Here is a 13,900-nt window from a genome sequence, read left to right as displayed (position 1 = left end):
TGACCTCAACCAATGTTGAGGTCAAGCGATGGCGACGCGTGCACGGCGTGCGGATGAGGTGCTCTCGGTCGGCGAACTGGCCGCGCGCAGCGGCGTGGCGGTCTCGGCGCTGCATTTCTACGATCGCCAGGGTCTGATCCACGGCGGCCGCAACGCGGGCAACCAGCGGCGCTATGGTCGCGAGGTGCTGCGGCGCGTGGCGATCATCAAGGTCGCGCAACGTGCCGGCATTCCGCTGGCCTCGATCCGCGAAGCGTTGGACACATTGCCCGACGGGCACACGCCGACCACGGCCGACTGGACGCGGCTGTCGCGCCGCTGGCGCGCGGAACTCGACGCGCGCATCGACCAGCTCACGCGCCTGCGCGACCAGCTCGACGGCTGCATCGGGTGCGGCTGTCTGTCGTTGAAGGCCTGCCCGCTGCGCAATCCCGAGGATGTCGCCGGTGCACGCGGGCCGGGCGCGCGTTACCTGGAAGGCTGAGGCGGCTCGGCGGGAGGCGTCGGTTCCGGTACGTTCTTTTTCTTCTTGTTCGGACTTGCGACCGCTGCGATCCGCGCGGCGAGGCTGTCGCCCATCGAGCGGCTGAAACGCACCAGATCGGTGACTACGAGGCCGCGATACCAGGCAATGCCGGCGACCGCTTCGATCGCCTTGTCGTCGCCGACCGTCGCGGCAAAGGCTTTCGTCCACGCATCTTCGACATCGAGCGCCACCGCGTACGGCAACAGCCGCACGTAGCGCGCGGCGTCGAGGGTGGACATCGCGGGCGCATCACCGTGACGGCGTCCCGCCTTCGCGCCGCCGGCCAGATGACGGCGCAGACCTTCCGCGTGCGCTAGCAGCTGTCGCCCTTCGGTCGTGGGCGCACGCACCAGCAGCGCGAACCCGAGCAGCATCGGCGCCATCAATATGACCACCAGCACCGTCGCCGGCAGCGAAGGCGAGTGCCACGCGAGCCACAGGGCCGGCACCGAAGCCGCGAGCGCGATCGCCAGCGCGCCGAGAATGCTGCCGCCATGCGCGCGGAACAGCGCCGGCACGAAGCGTTTGCGCAGGGCGAGTTCGTGGGCCTTGCAGGCCTGCGCGACCCGCGCCTGCTCGCGGCTGCGCAGGTCCACCGCGTCATCGGGTTCCGGCAGCAGCGCGGTCAGCTGCGCGCGCTGTTCCATCGTCGGCAACGTGTGTGCGCCTGCGTGCGTACGTTCGATCCGCCAGCCGGTGCGCGCGCCCTGCGGTGTGCGATGGAGGCACAGATGATCGTCGACCGCGCTGGCCAGCAGGTCGGCTGCGAAGCTGCGCGCGTCGTAGCGCATGCGGCGCAGGTAACGCAGGCCTGCAGGCGAAAAGCCGGTCGGTGGTTCGTGGCGCTCGGGTGCGGCGCCCGGCGTCTGCGGATGGCGGACGCGCCGCCAGCGCAGCACGCAGTACGCCGCCAGCACCAGCAGTCCGACCAGCGCGACCAGCAGTCCGGCGTTGTCCTGCAGCCACCACAGGGCGCGCTGACGCGACGTCGGCGCGGCGATCACATCCTTGGGAAATGCCAGCCGCACGTGCAGCCCGGTGTGCGGCTGCAGCGCTTGCGTCAGCGTCCAACGCGCGGTGCCCGCGGCCGACAGGGACACGTGGAAATCGCGTCCGGTCGCGCCGGTGATGCCTTCGGCGCGCAAGGTGTCGACCGCGACGGCCCGCGGCAGGGTCACCGTGACCGAGCCCTGCTCGACCGGCACCGACTGATCACTGCCGATCGCGTCGAGCGACAGCGCATCACGCGTGTCACCGAACAGCGGTTGCCGCGTGGTGCGGTAATGCAGCGTGTAGACCGGCTGCGACGGCACCTTCAGATGCCCGGCGTCGCCGGTGCGCAGACGCAGCACGCGGCCGACCCGTTCGATCCGCCACGGCTCGACGCGGCCGTCGCGCAGCACGTCCTGCATCTCCAGATCGGTGACCACGACATCGCCATACGGATCGCGATCGCGGACCGGGAGATCGCGGACCAGGCCATGCCGGAACGTGCGGCCTTCCGCGCGCAGTTCGATGCGTTCGGTGACATCGAGGCGGCCGTCGGCGAGTACGCGCACGTCCACGTCGTGACGCAGGATCCGCTCCTGCGCCCACGCCGGCAGCGCGAGGCAGGCGAGCAGCAGGAGCGCGCACCGCATCAGCCCGCCAACTCCACCGGTACCGGTTGCCGGCTGCCGTCGTCGGCCTGGAAAAAGCCGGCCTCGTCGATCCCCGTCAGCCGCGCGACGAACGTGTCCGGCACGCGTTGCACCGCGTCGTTGAGATCGCGCACGGCGCCGTTGTAGAAGCGTCGCGCGTACTGCAGCTGCGCTTCGACATCAACGAGATCGGTCTGCAGCTGCGCGAAATTGTCGCTGGCCGCGAGCGCCGGATAAGCCTCCCGCAACGCGATCAGGCGGTTGATGCCGTCGCCGAGCGACTGCTCGAGATCCGACAGCGTCGCGGCATCGGATGTACCCATCGCCCGCGTGCGCAGCGCGGTCACCGCATCGAGCGTGGCGCGTTCGTGACCTGCATAGGCCTGCACCGCGCTGACGAGCTGCGGCACCAGATCGTGACGACGCATCAGCTGCACGTCGATGTCGGCCCACGCGGTCCGTACCTGGTTGCGCAGACGCACCAACCGGTTGAACACCACGACCGCCCACGCCAGCAGTGTCGCGATCAGCAGCACGCCGATGATGGTGGCCGTCATCGACGATCGCCTGCGATGTCCGGAGCTCGATCCATGGATCACACGGCAGCAGAGAAGCGGCTGAGCATACCTGCTGAAAGCGACCCGTCGACCCCGGGAGAACCCTGCGTGCGGGGCGCTTGCCGGCCGCGATGCAATGCGTACACTCGGTCCACTTCAAGCAGTTCTGCGAGGAACGTCACGAATATGAACACCCTACGCCTGTCGCTGTCGGCCGCTCTGCTGGTCGCTTTCGCCTCCGCTGCACACGCACAACAGCCTGCCGCCCAGCCCGCAGCGCAGCCCGGCGCCGCCGCGCAGCAACAGCTCACGCCCGAGCAGCAGGCGCAGGTCGCGCGCCAGGACGCCGAGATGGGCGCCGCCGCGGTGCAGGTCATGCAGATGATCGATGGCAACCGCGCCGGCGAAGTCTGGGATGGCGCTTCGGCGACGATGAAGAGCGCTGTGACCCGCGACGAGTTCGTGCGCCAGCTCAACATCGATCGCAACCGCCTCGGCGCGCCGACCAAGCGCGACCAGCCGGTCGTCAGCCGTTCGCAGTTCCGCGCCGGCGAAGCGGTGCCGGAAGGCATCTACATCAACGTCGCGTCGCCGACCACGTTCGCCAGCCAGCCGCAGGCCGTGCGCGAGCTGGTGTCGTTCCGTCTCGACGAGGACCGCACCTGGCGCGTGTCGGGCTACAGCGTTCGCTGAGCCGACAGTCAATTGCTTTTTGCCGGACGGCGCCTGCGGGCGCCGTTCGTGTATCCGCGCCTCAGTGCGCGGCGATGACGCGGATCACCTGGCCGTCGAGTTCGACGGTCTGGTCCGCGCGGATCTTGCAGGTCTTGCGCAGCTCGACGACACCGTCGACGAACACCGCGCCGCTGGCGACGATGGCCTTGCCGGCGCCGCCGCTGTCGCACAGGCCTGCAAGCTTGAGCAACTGGTTGAGTTCGACGTGGTCGCGTTCCAGCGGAAATTCGATTGGCGCGGGCATGGTCGGTCTCGTGATGCGGGCCGGCATTATCGGTGATCGCGCTGTAGACGCGTCACACGTGCGACGGGTCACATTCATCGCGACGCGAATACTTGCGGGCTGGGCGCGGTCAGTAGGTGTGCGTTACCGTACACGCTGACCATTCAGGATCACTGCAATGGCTGCAAGCCGATCGCGCCCTACAGGTGCCTGCCGTCCATGATGCGTGCACCGCTGCCGTCCGACGAAGTCGCGCGCCAGGCCACGCTGGACGCCTACCGAATCCTCGACACGCCGCGCGAGGCCGCCTATGACGATCTCGTCGCGATTGCCGCGGTGATCTGCGATGTGCCGATGGCGGTCATCACCCTGATCGACCACGACCGGCAATGGTTCAAGTCGGCGCACGGTGTCGAGGGTGACAGCACGTCGCGCGAGATCGCGTTCTGTGCGCACGCGATTCTCGATCCGTCGGAGACGATGATCGTCACCGATGCCCGCAAGGACCCGCGCTTCAGCGGCAATCCGATGGTGACCGGTGGGCCGCACGTCCGCTTCTACGCCGGTGCCCCGATGCGCGCCGCCGATGGGCACGTTCTGCGTCATCGACGACAAGCCGCGCGAACTCGAACCCGAACAGCGCAGCGCGCTGGAAGCATTGTCTCGGCAGGCCTCGCGGTTGATGGAACTGCATCGCATCAGCCAGGAGTTGCGCCTGCAGCTCGAAGAGCGCGGCTGGTACGAACAGCAATTGCTGCACTACCAGCAGGAACTGGAGAACCAGAACGCGGATCTGGAGGAGCAGTCGTCGACCGATCCGCTGACCGGTCTCGCGAACCGTCGCGCGTTCTCGCGCACGCTGGACCAGGCGATCACCCAGGCGCATGCGCTGGGCAATCCGTTGTCGGTCGCGATCGTCGACATCGACCACTTCAAGTCGATCAACGATCTGCACGGCCACGCCGAGGGCGACCGCGTGCTGCAGACGCTGGGCGCGATGTTGTTGTCGACGGAAGCCGCGCGCGGGCGCGTGGCGCGGTTCGGCGGCGAGGAGTTCGTGCGGCTGCTGCCGGATCGCGCATTGGCCGACGCCGCGCGAGAATCGGAATATCTGCGCGAAGCAGTCGCCGCGATGCCGACCGGATTGCCGGTGACGATCAGTATCGGCGTGGCGGCGTTGCAGCCCGAAGAGGATGCGTCCTCATTGCTCGCCCGCGCCGACCAGGCCCTGTACAAGGCGAAGCACGAAGGGCGCGACCGGGTCTGCGCGTTGGCCTGAGGCCGTGTATCGCGACGGAAAGCCACGCGTCGGACGGGGCGAGCGCAGCGAAACACATCAGTGCCCTGTCACGGTTCGCATCCCGGGTTGATGACCCACCGTGTGCGCCACCCATTACCCGCCTGACGAACGCGAGGCGAGCGCGATCCGCGGTTCGTTGCCGCGGTCGGCGAGATGGCAACGATGGGTTTCGCTGGCGCTCTACCCATCCTACGAACAGTGTGCGATGCGGATTTCAGTCCGCGATCTGCTTGGCTTCGCCGGCGGCAAGGTTCTCCGGATGCACGATGCGCCGTGGACGCGACAGCAGTGGGTACACCAGCACCGCGGCCAGGATGATCGCCACGCCCGCGTAGAAGCGCGGCGTCAGCTCATGCTGTTCGCCGAGCAGGACGATGGCGAGCGCGATCGCATAGACCGGTTCCAGATTGACCGCGAGCTGCGCGGCAAACGCGCTCATGTGGCGCAACGCGACCAGCGACAGCGCGAACGGCAGCAGCGTGCAAGCGAAGGCGAGCAGCAGCAGATGGGCGCCGTCGTGCAGGCCCGGCAGCGTCAGCAGACTGCCGGCGAAGGCCGGGAACAGCAGCGGCATCAGCGGTGCGAGCAGGGTCAGCGTCAGCGTGCCGGCGCCGAGTTCGAGCGCGGTCACCGTCAGTGGATCTGCGCGTTCGACCAGACGCTTGTTCAAGGACCCGAAGCAGGCGACGAACAGCGCCGACAGCGCGCCGACCGCGACGCCGACGCGCATGCCGTCGGGAATACCGCCGACCACCAGCGCCACGCCCGGCAGCACCGCGATGCCCAGCGCGAGTTCGCGCCACGAGAAGCGGCTGCGTGCGACCAGCGGTTCGATCAGCGCGATGAACACCGTCGCCAGCGCCATGCAGGTCGCCGCGACCGAGGCATTGGCGAGCTTCACCGCGCCGTAGAAGGTCAGCCAGTGCAGCGCGACCAGTGCGCCGACGCCGGCGTAGGCCAGCAACAGGCGCGGCGGCAGGGCGCGCACGCCGCGCCAGACCCGCGGCAGCAGCATCAGCGTGCCGGCGACCAGCAACATCCGCCACCACACCAGCGGCAACGCGGGCAGGGTGATCAGCTTGCCGAGGATGGCGGTGAAGCCCCACAGCAGGACGCAGAAGTGGATCTGCCAGTGGGCTTTCGTCGTGGGCTGCATCGGGAGGGCGCCGGCAAGGGCGCGCATTATCCATCGCCGATGCCCGCCGCGGGCGGACGCCGGTCAGCGCGGCGCGGCGTCCTGTTTAGAGGACAAGGTTTCCGTGTCGGCCTGCCGTTGCTGCGCCCGGCCCAGCCAGATGCCCAGCGCCGCCCAGACCAGCGCCAGCGGCACGACCACACTCACCAGCCCGCCGAGCGCCAGGCCCAGCCGTCCGAGCACGCCCTCGGTCTGCGCGCCGACCACGTCGCCGACGCGGTAGACAAAGGTGTCGATGAAGGCCTTGGCCTTGTACTTGTCCTCGCGGCCGACGACGGTGAACAGCGTCTCGCGCGCGGGGCGGGTCAGGCCGCGCTGGATCGCGCGGTTGGTCGACTCGAGCAGGATCAGCACCAGAAACGAGCCGTAGATCGCCAGACCGATGAAGCCGACCGCCATCGCGATCGGCAGCAGCGCCAGCGCGAAGGCCAGTCCGAGCCGGCGGATGATGTGGCCGGTCAGGGTGACCTGCAGCACCAGCACCGCGACCTGGGTCCACATGTCGATATTGCCGAGCAGGCCGGTACGTGCATCCAGATCGGTTTCGGCTACGGCCACCATCTGCAGGCGGGTGAAGTAGATGAAGGTCGCGACGATGGTCATGATCACCACGTAGCCGGCGATGCCCATCAGATAGCGCGACGCGAACACCGCGCGGATGCCGGCCAGCGCGCTGCCGCCGATACGCACCGCCTCCTGGTCCTGCATCGTCGTATCGCGTGGCCCGTCGGTGCGCAGCCGCACCAGCCACCAGGCCAGCGCGATCGATACACCGAGAAATGCGGCGGCGACCAGCAGCAGCGCAGGTGTGCCCAGCGGCTCTGCCAGCCGCGCGGCGAGCCAGGGCCCGAAGATCGCGCCGAGCGTGCCACCGACCGCGATCAGCGCGAACAGCCGCTTGCCCTGATCGCTGCTGAAGCGATCGGCGAGCAGCGCCCAGAAGACCATCGTCACGAACAGGTTGAAGACACTGAACCAGACGTAGAACACCTGGCCACTGCGCGCGCCGACCGCGCCCGGTGCGAACACCAGTAGCGCCCAGAATCCGACCAGGCTCAGCGCGAAGAACGCATACGTCGCCGAGATGAAATGCAGCCGCCGCAGCCGCGCGACCAGCCAGCCGAATACCGGATTGACCAGCAGCGTGACGACCGCAGTGCCGATGAACAGCCAGCGCACGCTGTCGAGTCCGCGCTCCATGCCCAGCGCGTCGCGCGCGGGCCGCAGCATCATCAGTGCGGTCAGGATGCAGAAGAAGAACAGGCCCGCGACCAGCACCGGCGCGGCCTCGCCGCGGCGCAGGTTGAACAGATCGGCGATCTTTCCGTCGGACATCGCGGGCCGGCCCTCAGGCGAACCGGGCGACAAGTTCGTCCTGCTGCGCCGCGCTCAGCAAAGGCCCTCTTCCGGCGCGTAGCTGGTCGGCCTGGCGGTCGGGACGACCCGTCGCCGGGATCACCGCAGTCACTGCCGGATGGCTGATCGCGAATTTCAGGAACAGCTGCGACCAGGAGGTCACGCCGACGTCGCCTGCCCATTCCGGCAACGTCGAATCCTTGACCCGCGCGAACAGCTTGCCGTCGTCGAACGCGCGGTTGATCAGCACCGCGATACCGAGTTCCTGCGCGACCGGCAGCACGGTCTGCGCGGCCTGGGGTGCGTTGACCGAATAATTGACCTGCACGAAATCCGGACGATGCGCGCGCATCGCCGAGACGAGCGCGGCGTGGCCGCTTTCGAGATAGTGGGTCAGGCCGATGTATCGCGTCGCGCCGGAGGCCTTCAGCTGCTGTGCGTAAGGCCAGGCGATGTCGAGCGCGCGCAGGTTGTGGACCTGCAACAGTTCGACGTGATCGGTCTGCAGGCGACGTTGGCTTTGCCTCCACTGCGCCTCCATCGCGGCTCGATCGTCGGCGGCGATCTTGGTCGCCAGGAAGCAGCGGTCGCGCCAGCCGCCGGAGGCCAGCAGGGCGCCCAGCACTTCGTCCGCGTTGGTGTAGTTAGGGGATGTGTCGAACAGCGTGGCGCCGCCATCGAAGAAAACCTTGATCGTCTCCTGGAGGCGCGCGAAGTCCGGCGAGTCCAGCGCGATCTCGTAGCTGCCGGACGTGCCGGCGCCTATCGCCGGCACGGTTTCGCCGGTGGACGGAATCGCGCGCGTGATCAACGTGCCCGGATTGGCTGCGGGCGGCGGCGCAGCGCCGGCAGGAGCCGGTAGCGGCGGTACAGCGGTATCGCGGCTGCAGGCCGCGAGCGGGGCCAGGGCGAGGCCGGCGGCGGCGAACGAGGCGGCGCTGAGGAAACGGCGACGGGACGACATGGCGGACACTCCTGCATCGGGTCGGCTACCGATCATAGGCGGTTCGCCCGGGCAGGGTCGGGCGCCAGGCCCGCGGACGATGCCGGACGCCACGCAACGCGTTTGACGTTTTCGGCCCGATTCGAAAAATCCGCCAGCCACCACGCGGCATCGACGGCGACAGAATGTACGCTGTGCGCCCGGCCGGACCTGACCCGTCGTGCCGGTTCGCCGTACCGCGTGTTGCCGCCCCAGGCGCGACCGCGATGGCGACGCCGAGGGGGTGGCCGGGTCCATGGCCGGGAGGGCCGACGCAACAATGACGCTGGACGAACGCAAGCTCGCGGTGAACGAGCTGAAGGTGGGGATGTATGTCTGCCGCCTGGACCGGCCGTGGGAAGGCACGCCGTTCCTGTTGCAGGGGGTGATGATCGAGTCCGAAGACGATATCCGGACCTTTGACGGTCTGTGCGCGTATGTTTTCGTCGATGTCGAGCGGGGCCTTGCGCCAGTTGGCCCGGCGTTGCAGTTGCTGGATGCTGCGCCGCCGAAACCTGCCGCGCCGCTGAAACCGCGCTGGCGCGCCTACGGCAACGACGAGATATCGGCGCTGCAGGGCGCGGCGACCTATCCCGAACAGATCGAGTTCGAACAGGAACTGCCGCAGGCGCGCGAAGCGCACGCACAGGCCGCGGCGTTCGCCGAACGCGTGCTCGACGACGTGCGCGAGGGCCGCGCGGTCGCGGTCGAGGAAGTGCGCAGTGCGGTCGAGCCCATGGTCCGCAGCCTGGTGCGCAACGCCGACGCATTCCTGTGGCTGGATGCACTGCGCGCGCGCGGCGCCTACGAATACCGGCACGCGCTGTCGTGCAGCGCACTCGCGGCCGCCTTCGGCCGTCATGTCGGTTTGCCGCAGGAGCTGCTGATCGACATGGCCAGCGGCGCGCTGCTGCTCGATGTCGGCAAGTTGCGGCTCGATCCGGATCTGCTCGGCAGCAGCGCCGCATACGATGACGATGCGCGCCGGCGGATGCAGGCGCATGTCGAGCAGGGCCTCGCGATCGTCGATGCCGGCGGCGCGGTGCCCGAGCACGTCCGAGACATGATCCGCACGCATCACGAATGGATCGATGGCGGCGGTTATCCGCGGCGGCTTGAAGGCGATGCGATTCCGCTGCTGGGGCGGGTTGCCGCGGTCGTCGATGCGTATGACGCGATGACCAGCGAACGCCCGCACCAGCCGGCGGCCGCGCAGCACATCGCGCTGCAGTCGCTGTACCGCGGCCGCGGCAGCCAGTTCGCGGCCGAGATCGTCGAGCAGTTCATGCAGTGCATGAGCGTCTATCCGATCGGCGCGCTGGTGGAACTGAGCAGCGGCGAAGTGGCGATCGTCACCGCGCAGAACGCGGCGCGGCGCCTGCAGCCGCGGGTGATGGTGCTGACCGATCCGGACAAGCAGGTGCTGTCGCAGTTCCACTCGCTCGACCTGATGGTGCGCGCCAACAGCGACGATCCGGTGCGGATCGCCAGCGCACTGGCGCCCGGCGCCTACGGTCTCGATCCGGTCGATCTGTTCCTGTGACGCGGATGCGGGTCATCCCGTGCTGAACCACTCGGCGGCGCTGGCCGAAGTGACCGCATGCCTGCAGGCGGCGCGATCAGACGCGCCGCTCGGCGTGGTCGTGTTGCGCGCGCAGCGCGTGCGTGAGATCGAACTCACGCTGGGCTACGCGGCTGGCGAAGCGCTTGGGCACGCGATGCAGACTGCACTGGAAGCCGCGGTGCGGCCGGGCGATCGTGTGGTGCGGATCGGCGAGCACGATTTTCTGGTCCTGTTGCCCGCATTGCGCGGCCGCGCGCACGCGGCGCTCGGCGCAGCCAAGTTCGTGCGCGCCCTGCAACAGCCGCTCGACTTCGGCAGTCAGCGGGCACAGGCCTCTGTCGTGGCCGGTATCGCGATCGCGCCGGAAGACGGTGATGAGGCCGAGTTGCTGTGCCGCCGCGCCGACCGCGCCTGCGACGACGCCCTGGACGGCGTCGAGCGTCACGCGTTCTGGAAGGCGCCGCCTGTTCCGCTCGATACGCTGCATGACGATCTGCGCGCGGCCATTGCCGACAACCAGCTCGTCGTGCATCTGCAGCCCATCGCAGCGCTGCCCGATCGCCGTATCCACAGCTTCGAGGCGCTTTCGCGCTGGACCCATCCTCGACTCGGCAATGTGCCGCCGGACGTCTTCATCGACGTGGCCGAGCGCGGCGGCATGATCGGCGAACTCACGCGCTGGAACGTCAACGTCGCGCTGCGCCATCTGGCGACACTGCGCAGGGCAGGGCAGGCGACGCGTATCGCGGTGAACCTTTCGGTCGATGCCCTGCAGTTGCCCGGCTTCGTCGACCAGGTGCTCGACCTGCTGCGACTTTGGGATGTACCCGGCAACGCGCTGGTGTTCGAGATCACCGAAAGCGCGCTGATGCGGGACATCGTGCGCTGCAGTCATCTGCTGGGCCAGTTGCGGGAGGGCGGCGTCCGCATCGCGATCGACGATTTCGGCACCGGCTATTCCTCGCTGGCGTACCTGCGGCGGCTGCCGATCGACAAGTTGAAGATCGACCGCAGCTTCGTGCGGGACATGGTCGACGACCTGCGGGCGCGCCGGATCGTCGCGACGATGATCGAGCTGGCGCACGATCTCGATCTGACGGTCGTGGCCGAAGGCATCGAGGACGAAGCCACGCTCGCACTGCTGCACGAGGCGCGCTGCGACTTCGTGCAGGGCTATCTGATCGGGCGGCCTGCGCCTGCTGACGACGTCATTGGCGCGGCTTTGGAGCGGTCAGCTCTGTCGCATCCGCAGCCGCATAACGAATAGCGGCAGCTTTAGCGCAAACGCGCGGCCACCGCGTCCCAGTTCACCAGCTGCCAGAACGCGTCGAGATACTTCTGCCGGTTGTCGCGGTAGTCGAGATACCAGGCGTGTTCCCACAGCGAGATCGCCAGCAGCGGCGTGTCCTGTCCGGTGATCGGCGTGGCCGCGTTCGCGGTCGCCGCCAGCGCGAGGCGGCCGTCGGGACGCTGCAGCAGCCAGACCCAGCCTGCGCCGAACGTCGACAAGGCCAGTGCGTCGAAACGCGAACGGAATCCGGCGAAGTCGCCGAACTGGCGCGCGATCGCTTCGGCCAGACGGCCTTTCGGGTCGCCACCACCACCGGCCGCGGCAGGCTTGAGCGAGTGCCAGTAGAAGCTGTTGTTCCAGACCTGCGCGGCGTGGTCGAAGGCCGCACCCTGCGCCTTGCGGACGATAGTCTCCAGCGGCGCGTCGGCGAGTTCGCCACCCGCGAGCAGGGCGTTGAGCCGCTCGATATGACCGCGTTGCAGATGCCCGTGATGCTGGTCGAGCGTGTCGCCCGACAGATGCGGCTCCAGCGCGGTGCGGTCGTAGGGCAGGGCGGTGAGTTCGAGGGGCATGGACGGCGGTCCGTTGGTCGATGGCGACGACGCGATAGAATGCACCAATTCCGAAACCCGATCCCCGCAGGCCCCGTGCCTGCGGCGAGGTCCACAGGGAGCGTCACCGTGTCGATCCTCGAAGACATCCAGGCCGAAATCGACGGTCATGCCATCGTGTTGTTCATGAAAGGCACGCCGCAGTTTCCAATGTGCGGGTTTTCCAGTCGCACGGTGGCCGCGCTGCACGAGGCCGGTGCGAAGGATTACCGCACGATCAACGTCCTCGATGCGCCTGAGATCCGCGCCAACCTGCCACGGTTCTCGAACTGGCCGACGTTCCCGCAGCTCTTCATCCACGGCGAATTGATCGGTGGATGTGACATCACCCTCGAACTGCACGAATCCGGCGAGCTGTCGCGCATGGTGGCCGAGGTGCTGGCGGCGTGATTACGGCGGCTTCCGAGGTCGTGCCGGGCGCGTTGGCCGGGCGCGTCGTGCTGGTCGTGGGCGCCGCGGGTGGACTCGGTGAGGCGGCATCGCTGGCCTGCGCCGATGCCGGTGCATCGCTGGTGCTGCTCGGTCGACGCGTGCCCAAACTCAATCGTCTGCACGACCGCCTGCAGACGGCCGGCGCGGCGCCCGCGCTGTATCCGCTCGATCTCGAAGGCGCCAGCCCGGACGATCATGCCGAGCTCGCCGCGCGGATCGAGGCGGAATTCGGCCGGCTCGACGGCATCCTGCACGTCGCTGCGTCCTTCGATGGACTGACCCCGCTTGAGCTCACTGATCCGGCCGCGTTCGCACGCGCGCTGCACGTCAATCTCACCGCGCGCTGGTGGCTGACCCAGGCCTGCCTGCCGTTGCTGCGCCGCGCCGGCGATTCCTCGGTGGTGTTCGCAATCGACGATCCGGCGCGTACAACCGGTGCCTACTGGGGCGGCTACGGACTGGCCCAGGCCGGGCTGTCTGCACTGGTCGGCATGCTGCAGGCCGAACTTGGCGATGCGCCCGTCCGCGTCAGTGGCCTGCTGCCGCCGCCGATGCGCACGCCGCTGCGGGCCAGGGCGCACGTCGAGGCCGAAGATCGCATCGCCCGGTCGCCCGTTGAGGTCGCCGCCCACTGCGTCGCGTTGCTGTCGTCTGCAGGCGCGTCGCGTCGCGGACAGCTGTGGGCACCAGACGGGACGCGCTCCGCATGACCATCGCCTCCGCTGCGCTGCTGCTGTTCCTGATCCTGGATCCGCTGGGCAACATCCCGGTGTTCCTGAGCATGCTGCGGCGGCTCACCCCGCAGCGGCAGCGCATCGTGCTGGCCCGCGAGCTGCTGATCGCGCTGGTCGTGCTGATGCTGTTCCTGTGGGCCGGCAAGTACGCGCTCGAGGTCATGCACCTGCGCCAGGAGTCGGTGGCGATCGCCGGCGGCATCGTGCTGTTCCTGATCGGCATCCGCATGATCTTCCCTCCGCCGGAAGGGCTGATGGGTGAGATCCCGGACGGCGAACCTTTCATCGTGCCGATGGCGATCCCGCTGGTCGCCGGCCCATCCGGCATGGCCGCGGTGATGCTGATGGGCAGCAACGAGCCTGACCGGCTCGGCGAATGGAGCCTCGCGCTGCTGATCGCCTGGGGTGCGACGGCCGCGATCCTGTTCTCGGCGACCTATCTCTACAAGCTGCTCGGTGCGCGTGCGCTGACCGCGATCGAACGACTGATGGGCATGCTGCTCGTCGCAATCTCGGTGCAGATGCTGCTCGACGGCCTCGTCAGCTACCTCCGTGCGGGCCTCGCGCCCATGTGAGTGCGGCGTGACCACAGTGCGACAAGGACTTACGCGTCTTTGTTCCAGCGGGTCATAAAACTCAACGCGGTCAGTGGTTTGCGCCTGCCCGCGGCTGTCATGGCACTGTCACTTCGATTGTTTACCGTGTTAACCTGTTGTTAACCACGGCGCTTCGCCGCGAGCCGTGGCGGGGCCCC

The 13,900-nt window shown here is 68.4% G+C and carries 14 protein-coding genes and 1 pseudogene; 8 read left to right on the top strand and 7 right to left on the bottom strand.

Features of this window, described 5'->3' with window-relative positions; translation table 11 throughout:
- Nucleotides 1-28 precede the first annotated feature (28 nt).
- Complete coding sequence (gene soxR, locus LU699_RS03110) at nucleotides 29-484, top strand: redox-sensitive transcriptional activator SoxR (RefSeq protein ID WP_232134572.1); 456 nt, start codon at nucleotides 29-31, stop codon at nucleotides 482-484.
- Here the strand turns inward: soxR and LU699_RS03105 are convergent.
- Both LU699_RS03105 and LU699_RS03100 read right to left on the bottom strand, forming a co-directional pair.
- Entirely contained in the window at nucleotides 469-2,166 is a 1,698-nt protein-coding gene (locus LU699_RS03105) for a DUF2207 family protein (protein WP_232134573.1), read from the bottom strand. The two genes, soxR and LU699_RS03105, sit on opposite strands and share 16 nt — an antisense overlap.
- Complete coding sequence (locus LU699_RS03100; RefSeq protein ID WP_232134574.1) at nucleotides 2,166-2,723, bottom strand: LemA family protein; 558 nt, start codon at nucleotides 2,721-2,723, stop codon at nucleotides 2,166-2,168. Before LU699_RS03100 ends, LU699_RS03105 begins: the two co-directional genes overlap by 1 nt.
- A 186-nt stretch (nucleotides 2,724-2,909) precedes the next feature.
- On the opposite strand from LU699_RS03100, the gene LU699_RS03095 reads away from it, so the two are divergent.
- Nucleotides 2,910-3,416 (top strand): DUF4019 domain-containing protein, encoded by a 507-nt coding sequence (locus tag LU699_RS03095; RefSeq protein ID WP_232134575.1) that lies wholly within the window; start codon nucleotides 2,910-2,912, stop codon nucleotides 3,414-3,416.
- Nucleotides 3,417-3,477: 61 nt separating this feature from the next.
- Here LU699_RS03095 and LU699_RS03090 read toward each other — a convergent pair whose 3' ends face one another.
- A complete protein-coding gene (locus LU699_RS03090) occupies nucleotides 3,478-3,702 on the bottom strand; it encodes an RNA-binding S4 domain-containing protein (RefSeq protein ID WP_232134576.1) in 225 nt (74 codons plus the stop codon).
- 198 nt (nucleotides 3,703-3,900) lie between these two features.
- Here LU699_RS03090 and LU699_RS03085 point away from each other — a divergent pair.
- Nucleotides 3,901-4,960, top strand: a pseudogene (locus LU699_RS03085) (sensor domain-containing diguanylate cyclase).
- Between the two features lie 235 nt (nucleotides 4,961-5,195).
- Here the strand turns inward: LU699_RS03085 and LU699_RS03080 are convergent.
- The 3 genes from LU699_RS03080 to LU699_RS03070 all read right to left on the bottom strand — a co-directional run bounded on the left by LU699_RS03080 (nucleotide 5,196) and on the right by LU699_RS03070 (nucleotide 8,496).
- On the bottom strand, nucleotides 5,196-6,137 hold the full coding sequence (locus LU699_RS03080; RefSeq protein WP_232134577.1) for a DMT family transporter: 942 nt from the start codon (nucleotides 6,135-6,137) through the stop codon (nucleotides 5,196-5,198).
- A gap of 63 nt (nucleotides 6,138-6,200) precedes the next feature.
- Complete coding sequence (locus LU699_RS03075) at nucleotides 6,201-7,511, bottom strand: NTP/NDP exchange transporter (RefSeq protein WP_232134578.1); 1,311 nt, start codon at nucleotides 7,509-7,511, stop codon at nucleotides 6,201-6,203.
- Nucleotides 7,512-7,524: 13 nt separating this feature from the next.
- Complete coding sequence (locus tag LU699_RS03070) at nucleotides 7,525-8,496, bottom strand: aldo/keto reductase (protein ID WP_232134579.1); 972 nt, start codon at nucleotides 8,494-8,496, stop codon at nucleotides 7,525-7,527.
- Between the two features lie 298 nt (nucleotides 8,497-8,794).
- On the opposite strand from LU699_RS03070, the gene LU699_RS03065 reads away from it, so the two are divergent.
- Both LU699_RS03065 and LU699_RS03060 read left to right on the top strand, forming a co-directional pair.
- The gene (locus tag LU699_RS03065; protein WP_232134580.1) at nucleotides 8,795-10,057 is read left to right on the top strand and encodes an HD-GYP domain-containing protein; all 1,263 of its coding nucleotides are present in this window, start codon (nucleotides 8,795-8,797) and stop codon (nucleotides 10,055-10,057) included.
- Between the two features lie 19 nt (nucleotides 10,058-10,076).
- Nucleotides 10,077-11,345: a putative bifunctional diguanylate cyclase/phosphodiesterase gene (locus tag LU699_RS03060; protein WP_232134581.1), complete on the top strand. Its 1,269-nt coding sequence runs from the start codon at nucleotides 10,077-10,079 to the stop codon at nucleotides 11,343-11,345.
- 8 nt (nucleotides 11,346-11,353) lie between these two features.
- Here LU699_RS03060 and LU699_RS03055 read toward each other — a convergent pair whose 3' ends face one another.
- Nucleotides 11,354-11,941 carry a superoxide dismutase gene (locus LU699_RS03055; RefSeq protein ID WP_232134582.1) on the bottom strand — a complete coding sequence of 196 codons (588 nt, stop codon included), beginning with the start codon at nucleotides 11,939-11,941 and terminating at the stop codon, nucleotides 11,354-11,356.
- A 108-nt stretch (nucleotides 11,942-12,049) separates the two neighbouring features.
- Here LU699_RS03055 and grxD point away from each other — a divergent pair, with 108 nt between their 5' ends.
- Genes grxD through LU699_RS03040 form a run of 3 tightly spaced genes read left to right on the top strand, consistent with a single transcriptional unit; the run spans nucleotide 12,050 to nucleotide 13,721 of the window.
- On the top strand, nucleotides 12,050-12,370 hold the full coding sequence (grxD, locus tag LU699_RS03050) for a Grx4 family monothiol glutaredoxin (protein WP_232134583.1): 321 nt from the start codon (nucleotides 12,050-12,052) through the stop codon (nucleotides 12,368-12,370).
- Nucleotides 12,370-13,122, top strand: coding sequence for an SDR family NAD(P)-dependent oxidoreductase (locus LU699_RS03045; RefSeq protein WP_425491197.1), 753 nt, complete (start codon nucleotides 12,370-12,372; stop codon nucleotides 13,120-13,122). Before grxD ends, LU699_RS03045 begins: the two co-directional genes overlap by 1 nt.
- Nucleotides 13,119-13,721 carry a YhgN family NAAT transporter gene (locus tag LU699_RS03040; RefSeq protein ID WP_232114615.1) on the top strand — a complete coding sequence of 201 codons (603 nt, stop codon included), beginning with the start codon at nucleotides 13,119-13,121 and terminating at the stop codon, nucleotides 13,719-13,721. Before LU699_RS03045 ends, LU699_RS03040 begins: the two co-directional genes overlap by 4 nt.
- Nucleotides 13,722-13,900 lie beyond the last annotated feature (179 nt).

The organism is Luteimonas fraxinea (assembly GCF_021233355.1).
GTDB lineage: Bacteria > Pseudomonadota > Gammaproteobacteria > Xanthomonadales > Xanthomonadaceae > Luteimonas > Luteimonas fraxinea.
The sequence above is the reverse complement of the archived record's forward strand: the minus strand, read 5'-3'. Positions and strand labels throughout refer to the sequence as shown.